Raw genomic sequence first — 8,565 nt, forward strand, 5'->3', positions numbered from 1 at the left:
GTCGACGAGAAGCTGCGCCGACGCCAGCAGATGATCGCGACCATCGCCCGGACATCGAGTTGGGCGGTGTTTGCTGCGCTACTGGTCTTGCTGGGTATCGCCGCGGTGAAGTGGGTCAGCTGGCAGTTCTCGTTTTCGGTCGCGGGCATTGTTTTCGGGGTTTATCTTCTTGCGGCGCTGGCCTTGTTCATTGTCGGGCAACGCCACCTCTTCGCCGAGGTGAACCGTCGTCAGACTCAGCGCAGCGAGCTCGAACAGGTGCAGTTCAATCTGCAGGCGGCACTGCGCGACGTCAGCCGGCTCTCGGCGGCCTACGGTCAGCTGCTGGCCTGGAACCGCGTGCTCGGCGAGCTCCTGCGCACACCGTTCGGGCCGGTGGCCCCCCAGCAGTCGGCCAAACCGGCAATTCTCGACGGTCTCCCCCGATCGGTCCAGATCGGTGTCGCTTCACCGGCGACCACAGAAGCCGACTCTGCCGTGCACGCGTTGCAACGACAACTCCATGAGGTCGGCTGGCTGACCAAGCCCTGGGAGCGGCTGCTCGAGTCGACCAGCCGGCAGTTGCGCGAGGAGCCGGAGGCGCTATTCCGGATGCCCGGCGCGGGTTCCGGTTCGGATCTTGACCACTGGTCGTCCGCGGTGGCCTCGGGGTCGGCGCCGATCGATGGTGCGGAGTCGTTGTGGCGGCAAGTTCAGGCTCAGCTCGACGACCCGGCCAGCCCCGTCGCCGCAGCCCTGACCGGAGGCATCGTCGACCCCGCGACGGGCCGACAGATGTCGCCGGCACAGTTCGACGGGGGCGCGCTGCAAGGGTGCAGCGGGCCGGCTGCACCCTTTATCGGGTCGCTGTTCACCGATACCGCCGTCACCACCGGACGCTCGGCCGTCGCCATCGACGACGCCGAAGTCAACCGCAACGGGCTGGGCTACCGGGCCGTCATTGTGCAAGTCGGCGAAGGGTTACCCACCTATGACTTCGCGATCTTCACCTCCGACTCGCCGACAATCGGGTCGTCGGCCACCACCAAGACCGCGGACCCGGCAGCAACGGAAAATGCCGGCCCGCCTGAATCCGGTTCGTTGGTGTTCTGATGACCGATCTGCAGACCATGGATGACGACCAGCGTCTGGCGACCCTGCTGCGCTGGCGCGACGAGTTGGTCAGCTCGGGAGCGGTGTCCCGGTCGTCGTTCAAAGCGGCCCACGTCCGGCTCGTGGTGCGGTCCGGCCGCACCGACGCCGGACAGATTCGCGAGATGCTCCCCGGCGCGGTGGCCCAGCACGCCGAGGAGATGGCGTCGATACTGCGCAACTTCGCCAGCGAACACGACCCAGCCGCGCCGCAGGACACCGCTGATGAGCCTCCGTCCGGGCCTGCTGCGGCGCCCCAGGCGGGTTTTGCCCCGTTCAACTTCCGGCACAGCGAGCGCGACGTCGCAGCGGTGCTGTTGCGACGTCCTCGCGAGGATGAGGACGCAGACAACGCACTGCACGTGTCGTGGCCGCCCTTCGTCGCCGAGGATGGGCAGGCGCCACCGTGTGTCATCTACCGGCTGGTCAGCACCGACGGTGAGCGCGGATACTCGCCCGATCACGCGCACTTGATCACGGCAACGTTCACGACCGACGTGACCGACGGCCGTCCCCTCACCAAGGCCGTGCGCCATCTGCAGGTCTGGGTGAACGCCGGAGAATCTGCCGCCGAAGCCTTGGCTGCGCAGCCTGTTCTGCACGCCGCCGGGGTTGTCATCTACACACTGCGGGACTTCGAGATCCGGGAAGAATCAGGAAGCGTCATCGGCCAGTGGGCGACCGTCCCCGGGGTCAGCGCAGTGCGGGTGTATCGCGTCCCGCTCGAACTCGCCGAACACGACGGGCCGGTATTCCAGATTGCGGCCGGCCAGCCGCACTTGTCCGGTTTCGTCGATCACGACGTCGAGCCCGGCCGCCGCTACGTGTACCGCCTGCGCTGCGAAGTCGACGTCGATGACGTCGCTCGGCTGTCCGAAGCCGTGGAATCGGAGATCGGCGTCACCGCGGTGTGCGAGCCGGTCACCGACATGACGCTGACCACGGAGCGCGAACGCGACGATGTCGCAATCAGTTTGGAGTGGACGGCTCCGCGGTTCGGCCAGGTGTCGGTGTTTCGCACCCCGGAACCTCCCAGCGCCGACGCGCAAGACACCGAGCTGGACGAATCGGTTCTCGATCAGGTCGGTCTGACCCGCGAAGCCCAACTGATCCGCCCCGTACTCGAACGCGTTGATGACAACGGGATCCCGAAGTCGGTGATGCCGGCCGTGTCGTGGCCGGACGGCTGGAACCGGGCGTACTTCACCCCGGTTACCGTGCTGGACGGCCGAGCCAGACTCGGCAAGCCCATGTCGACGGTGCGCACCGGACTGATCAAGGACGTGGCGTTGGTGGAGTACTGCAGCAAGCAGGTACTCACCTTCGATTGGCCGCCGGGTGCCGCTTGCGTGCTGGTGTACATCGCGCCGAAAGGCCACGACCCGAGTCAAGGGCTGACCGGCCGCAATTACCAAATCGCACGAGCCGATTACGACAAGTCCGGCGGCATGCAGTTCATGGACAAGCTTCCCACCGGCGGCTGCTCGCTGCATCTGATACCGATGGCATTCAGCGCCGGTCGACAGGTGTTGGGCGTCCCGACGTCGGTCGAATACAGCGGGCTGCTGCGAATCTGGTATCAGGTGCACATCGCAAGGGACTCCGCCGGCCTGCCGCTGAGCGCGGCGCTGAAAATACGCGCCGAAGCCCAAACGGCCGGCTCGCCGCCCTTCGTATTAGTGAACAATTCCAAGCGTATTCCACTGAGCGCCAAGGACGGGCGCGCGGTCGATGTCTTCCAGTTCGATCGTCATGGGGTTCCGATTTCGTCGGGAGTCAAAGAGTTCCAGTGGTCCTCGCTGAGCACGGCCGACGGCGACGCCGACAGCGAACTATGGGTCGCCGACGTCCGCGGTCTGCAGGGCTGGATCAGGTTGTTCGCCAACGTTGCGCCGCAACGGCTGCGGCTACTGGCGTTGCTGGATCCGCCCGTCGAGGATCTGCGACTGACTCCTGGGCCGTTTCCGCAATGACGAGTCGCTACGGACAATTGACCTACACTTCCATGGACGGTGCTGCGACCCGCGGCGGTTGGCAGGTGAAAGAGACATCGGGCGGCATCACCGCCGCCGAAGCGGACTACCTGGTCTCCCGAATGCAGTTGGCGCTCAACACTTTCGAGCACCTTCCCCGATATCCGACGGCTGATCAGCTGTGGGCTGCGCCGCGGCGGCTGGGGCACCGCCGACTCGACGAGGATACCGCGGCCTACTTCCACTACGCGCCCGCCGGAACCGACAGCTTGGGCCGGCCGGGCAACATCTTTGCCCATGTCCTGCTCGACCGTGACGCCTCTCGTAGCGACGACAGCCCGCGGCCAATCGAGTTGTGGCGGTCCCCGCGGTGGCTCACCCCATACGGCTGCCGAGCGATCGCCGGTGCAGTTCTGCCCGAGGTCGTGCCTGGCCCCAGCGGAGCGGTCACCGCCCAAACGGTCGTCGATTTCGCCTGCGACACCGACACATGGCGGCTGAGCACCCTGTGCGGCTTGTTGGACGCGACGGCCGCGGCGATGGCCGGCGGCGCTGCCGTGGTGTTGGGCGCCACATCAGCCGATAACGCCGCGCAATGGATCGGTGCGGTGAGTTTCCTGATGTCACCGGATACCGCTCGGCGCTTCAACTTCTGCATTGCCGACTGCAGCCTGGACCTCGAGGGCTTGTTGCAGGCAGGCCACCACCTGGTCAGCATTCCCCGGGTGGATGCGGGCAACGTTCCGGCGGGCGCGCTGTTCATCGACGAGGCCGAGACGTTGTCGCTGGGCGAATACAACGGCGAGCCCCACCGCACCGCCGCCGGTCAGCGGATCGAGGCCACCACCTGGTCGGCGATGGCCCAGGTGGCGCTGGTGGACCCGGCGTCAGCGAGGGACCTGTTGGCCGATATCGACGAATGTGCCTCGGAGATAACCGACATGGCTGTTCCCCCGTCGTTTCCGATGGCAATCTCGGTAGTCAACCGCGCCCGGTGTGCAGATGCCGAAGCTGAGGCCAAGGCGATCATCGCTGCCCACACACCCCAACGTGGAGCGCAATTCCCAACGCCCGCCCAGCGCCCGCCCCGACTGCGATGGAGACAGTGATGCCGATCTATCTGCTCGGTAGCCGAACGCCCAGCGTCGAGATTCCGAACCAGGCAATGTCGATCTCGATCAGCGGATCTGTCGACGGGGTTGCCCTTTACGTCGATGCCGGCGCGGCGCAGCAGGAGTTCATCCGCGTCAACCCGCACGTCATGATCATTCCGGCGCTTGACCACAGTGGCCTGACGGTGGGGGTTGAGCCGGTCGGCGCGACAACCTTCCGCGACGACACGATTGTTCACCTTGCCATGGGACCGGACTCGCCCGGTCAGGTCGATCCCGACCAGGTGGGATTCGACCCTGTCGACGTGTCGGGCGCCCACGGAATGGAGCTCGCCGCGCTCACGCCGCACGGCGCCAGCGTCAGGGTGACCGCGCAGGTCGGCGATGAAGTCCCGCTCAGCCCGCTTGCCTGCATGGCACGCACGGCGGCGCGACGCAGAGCCGGCAAGGAACGGCGCCGGCGCGGCGGTTCGCTGACGATCGGCGTGGACGCCTCGGCGTCGATGAAGGCCGCATTCGAGGACGGAAGCGTCAGCGCCGCGATCGACATACTCGCCGGAGTGTCCGACGTGGCCGGCGTCAAAGATGCCGGCGCGGCGCTGGTCGGGGCACGATGCACCCTCATCGACGCGCCCATCGCGGAGCTGGCACAGGCGGTGACCGGCACGCCGATGCAGTGGTCGGCTGGCGCCCGCTGGTCGCAGCTGCCGGACTCCGAGCGCACTATCGTGGTGACAGATGCGCTGAATTACTCTCTGCACGAGAGGTTTCCGACAATCCACATTTCCCGCGACGAACGAGTGCGCGCATCCGGTGCGCTGTTGGCACCGCCGCCCCCGGGCACCCGCGCCGAAGCGCACCTGGGCGCCCACCCGGCGGTGGTCGACCAGATCGCCGCAGCCCTGCTGTCCATGCTGACCTGAGGCCGCCATGGTGACCAAGTGCCCGAGATGTTTCTCAATTCTCGACGACAACGCCTATGCCTGGACGGTGTCGCCGCAGACGCCGGGTCCCCGCTACCACGATCCGGTCGCGTCGGCCTATTTCGGCAGCGACGTTCACGGCGGGCCCATGCATGTGCTCAATCGCCCGCCGCGCTACGACGGCCCGCTGCGTCCGTGCACTGCCGATGCCAGCCGGGCGCTGGGCGCACCCGCCGTCGAAGTGTGTCCAATCTGCCATTTTGCGCTCCCCGATGACTGGCGACAGGGTCAGGCTGTGTGCATTGCCATGGCGGGCGCTCGGGCCACCGGCAAGAGCCTGTACATCGCAGTGCTGGTCAAACAACTCGAACTGCTCTGCGAAAATCTCGGCGTCTCGATGGAGCCGGCGACTCCGGACACCGCACGCAACTATCTGGACAACTATGAGCGGCCGCTGTTTGAGCAACGCGGGCTGATCCCGGCTACGCCGGCCGCGCACGTACAGTCCTCCTACCAACGTGATCCGCTGATTTTCAGCATCGGCCCATGGCGCGGGGTGCGCCGCTATGTGGTGCTGCGTGACATCGCGGGAGAGGATCTCGAGACAGGCAACGTCCACGTTCCCTATTTTCAGTTCCTGGCCAACGCCGACGCGGTGTTCTTCATGTTCGACCCGCTGCGGGTCGAGGCAATTCGCGACCAGCTTCACGACCTGATCCCGCCCCAGGCATGGAGCGGTGGCGATCCGCGTTCGGTGCTGAGCAATCTCCTACTGGCGGTGGGCGGAGGCCGGCCGCGACTGGCTGTGATCATGGCGAAGTTCGACGTACTGCGTGCGCTCACTGCCGTCGAGGGATCGGCATGGAGCCGGGTGATGTCCAACGCCGGAGCAGCATTCATGCGGGACAGTTCGGCGTCTGGACGCTACAACGAGGCAGAAGGCCGCCTTCTGCACGAGGAAGTGCGCAGCCTGCTGCTGCGTCTGAACGGTGGGTCGATCGTCGCCGGCGTCGAAAACCCTTCGAGCGGAATCAGGTTGGATCATCGATACTTCGCGGTCTCGTCATTGGGACAGCCGCCGGTCGGAAACCGGCTCAACCCCCGCGGCATTGCGCCGTTCCGCTGTATCGATCCGTTGCGTTGGGCGACGGCAAGTCTGGGAGTGCTGTAGACGTCGTCCAGGCGGGGCGTTGTCGCCGACGGTACACTGCTGGCCGAGCGGGACAGCGTCGACGCGAATGCGATGCCCGTCGGTTACGTTCAGTCCTCGGGAATGTCGCGCTCGATCGCGTCGAGCCAGGCCTGCGCCGACATGTCCGACGGAGCGCGCCAATCCCCCCGCGGTGACAACGCCCCGCCGTGAGACACCTTGGGGCCGTTGGGCAGCGCCGAGCGCTTGAATTGGCTGAACGAATAGAAGCGCTGCACGAAGATCTGCAACCAGTGCCGAATGTCTTTGAGCGCGTATGACGGCCGCTTATTGTCCGGAAAACCAGGCGGCCAGTTGCCGTTGTCGGCATCGCTCCACGCATGCCAGGCCAGAAACGCGATCTTCGCCGGCCGGAATCCGTACCTCAGCACGTGGTACAGCGAGAAGTCCTGCAGGGCAAAGGGCCCGACCTTCGCTTCGCTACTTTGCAGCTCTTCTTCCTCGCCGCTGGGCACGAGCTCGGGGGTGATCTCGGTGTCGAGCACCGACTGCAGCACCTCTTCCACCTCGGATGGGAACTGGTCCGAGGCGATCACCCAGCGGATCAGGTGCTGGATCAGTGTTTTCGGCACGCCGGCGTTGACGTTGTAGTGCGACATCTGATCGCCCACACCATAGGTGGACCAACCCAGACCCAGCTCGGACAGGTCCCCGGTGCCCAGCACGATGCCGCCGCGCTGATTGGCCAGCCGGAACAGGTAATCGGTGCGCAGGCCGGCCTGGACGTTTTCGAACGTGACGTCGTAGACCTTTTCGCCACGCGAGAACGGGTGGTCCATCTCCTTGAGCATCAACGACGCGGTCTCGGTGATGTCGATTTCGGCGAAGCTGACACCCAGCGCGCGGCATAGTTCAACCGCGTTGCGTTTGGTGTGCTCGCCGGTGGCGAAACCGGGCAGGGTGAACGCCAGAATGTCGCTTCGCGGCCGGTCTTCTCGATCCATCGCCCGCGCGGCGACGATCATCGCATGCGTGCTGTCCAGCCCGCCGGAGATGCCGATGACCACCTTGGGAAAGTTCAAGGCGCGCAACCGCTGTTCGAGCCCGGCGACCTGAATGCTGTAAGCCTCGTAGCAGTCCTGCTGCAGGCGTTGCGCATCGGCAGGCACGAACGGGAACCGCTCGACGTGGCGGCGCAGACCGATGTCACCGGTCGGCGGCTTAAGGTGAAAGTCGATCTGCCGGAACGACTCCGTCGACGCGCGGTGGTGACGGCGATTGTCGTCGAAGGTGCCCACCCGCAGCCGCTCCGCGCGCAGAAGTTGAAGGTCGACATCGGCGACACTGCGGCGCTCACCCCTGGGGAAACGCTCCGACTCGGCGAGCAGGACACCGTTCTCCCAGACCATGGTTTGGCCGTCCCACGCCAGGTCGGTGGTCGATTCTCCTTCTCCGGCAGCGGCATACACGTAGGCGGCCAGGCACCGCTGCGACGCCGATCGCGCCAACAACGCGCGGTCGTCGGCGCGACCGATGGTGATCGGGCTGCCCGACAAGTTGGCCAGCACGGTCGCGCCCGCCAGCGCCGCCTCGGCACTGGGCGGAATCGGCACGAACATGTCCTCGCAGATCTCGACGTGCAGCACGAAGCCGGCCAGGTCGGTCGCCGCGAACAACAGATCCGGGCCGAACGGCGCGTCCACGCCGGCAACCCGGATGGCGCCCCGCTGGTCATCGCCGGGTGCGACCTGGCGACGCTCGTAGAACTCCCGGTAGGTCGGCAGATACGACTTGGGTGCCACACCCAGTACCGCACCTCGGTGGATGACCACCGCGGTGTTGTAGATCCGGTGAAGGTGACGCAGCGGGGCGCCGACCACCAAGACGGGCAGCAGGTCGGTGGAGGCCGCGACGATGTCGCGCAGGGCGTCCTCGACCGTGTCCAGCAAGATGTCTTGCAGCAGGATGTCCTCGATGGAATAGCCAGACAACGTCAGCTCCGGGAACACGGCGAGTGCCACGCCGTCGTCGTGGCACAGTCGGGCCAGCCGCAACACCGATGCGGCATTGGCCGCTGGATCGCCGATCGTGGTGTGCTGAGTGCACGCGGCAACCCGCGCAAAGCCCTGGCTGTAGGCGTTGTAGAAGTCCATCGTTCCGCTATTGTCGCCCCGCGAGTGGCAGTCGGCGACTATCGGGGTCGAATGCGGCTGCTATCCCCCCAGCGCGGGGCGCGGCACGCGGTAGCGACGAGGTTTGATCCGAAAGGCGTTGTC

Annotated in this window: 5 protein-coding genes and 1 pseudogene; 5 read left to right on the forward strand and 1 reads right to left on the reverse strand. The window is 66.1% G+C overall.

The window, feature by feature from the left end; translation table 11 throughout:
• The 5 genes and pseudogenes from AC2VOU_RS14160 to AC2VOU_RS14180 all read left to right on the forward strand — a co-directional run.
• Positions 1-1,092, forward strand: a pseudogene (locus AC2VOU_RS14160) (hypothetical protein); the annotation flags it as partial.
• Positions 1,092-3,104 carry a SaeA-related protein gene (locus AC2VOU_RS14165; RefSeq protein ID WP_486957954.1) on the forward strand — a complete coding sequence of 671 codons (2,013 nt, stop codon included), beginning with the start codon at positions 1,092-1,094 and terminating at the stop codon, positions 3,102-3,104. The pseudogene AC2VOU_RS14160 and the gene AC2VOU_RS14165, both read left to right, overlap by 1 nt.
• Entirely contained in the window at positions 3,101-4,213 is a 1,113-nt protein-coding gene (locus tag AC2VOU_RS14170) for a GAP1-N2 domain-containing protein (RefSeq protein WP_486957955.1), read from the forward strand. The genes AC2VOU_RS14165 and AC2VOU_RS14170 overlap by 4 nt, the downstream gene beginning before the upstream one ends.
• Positions 4,213-5,139: a hypothetical protein gene (locus AC2VOU_RS14175; RefSeq protein ID WP_486957956.1), complete on the forward strand. Its 927-nt coding sequence runs from the start codon at positions 4,213-4,215 to the stop codon at positions 5,137-5,139. The genes AC2VOU_RS14170 and AC2VOU_RS14175 overlap by 1 nt, the downstream gene beginning before the upstream one ends.
• 10 nt (positions 5,140-5,149) lie before the next feature.
• Positions 5,150-6,310 (forward strand): hypothetical protein, encoded by a 1,161-nt coding sequence (locus AC2VOU_RS14180; protein ID WP_486957958.1) that lies wholly within the window; start codon positions 5,150-5,152, stop codon positions 6,308-6,310.
• A gap of 89 nt (positions 6,311-6,399) precedes the next feature.
• On the opposite strand, the gene AC2VOU_RS14185 is transcribed toward AC2VOU_RS14180, so the two are convergent.
• On the reverse strand, positions 6,400-8,442 hold the full coding sequence (locus AC2VOU_RS14185; RefSeq protein WP_486957957.1) for an NAD(+) synthase: 2,043 nt from the start codon (positions 8,440-8,442) through the stop codon (positions 6,400-6,402).
• Positions 8,443-8,565 lie beyond the last annotated feature (123 nt).

This window comes from Mycobacterium sp. TH-M25, assembly GCF_057473665.1.

What these genes read in the sequence shown, in the direction of transcription:
- AC2VOU_RS14170 (WP_486957955.1), top strand. Translation starts at nt 3,101, where the DNA reads ATGACGAGTCGCTACGGACAATTGACCTACACTTCCATGGACGGTGCT.
- AC2VOU_RS14165 (WP_486957954.1), top strand. Translation starts at nt 1,092, where the DNA reads ATGACCGATCTGCAGACCATGGATGACGACCAGCGTCTGGCGACCCTG.
- AC2VOU_RS14175 (WP_486957956.1), top strand. Translation starts at nt 4,213, where the DNA reads ATGCCGATCTATCTGCTCGGTAGCCGAACGCCCAGCGTCGAGATTCCG.
- AC2VOU_RS14185 (WP_486957957.1), bottom strand. Translation starts at nt 8,442, where the DNA reads ATGGACTTCTACAACGCCTACAGCCAGGGCTTTGCGCGGGTTGCCGCG.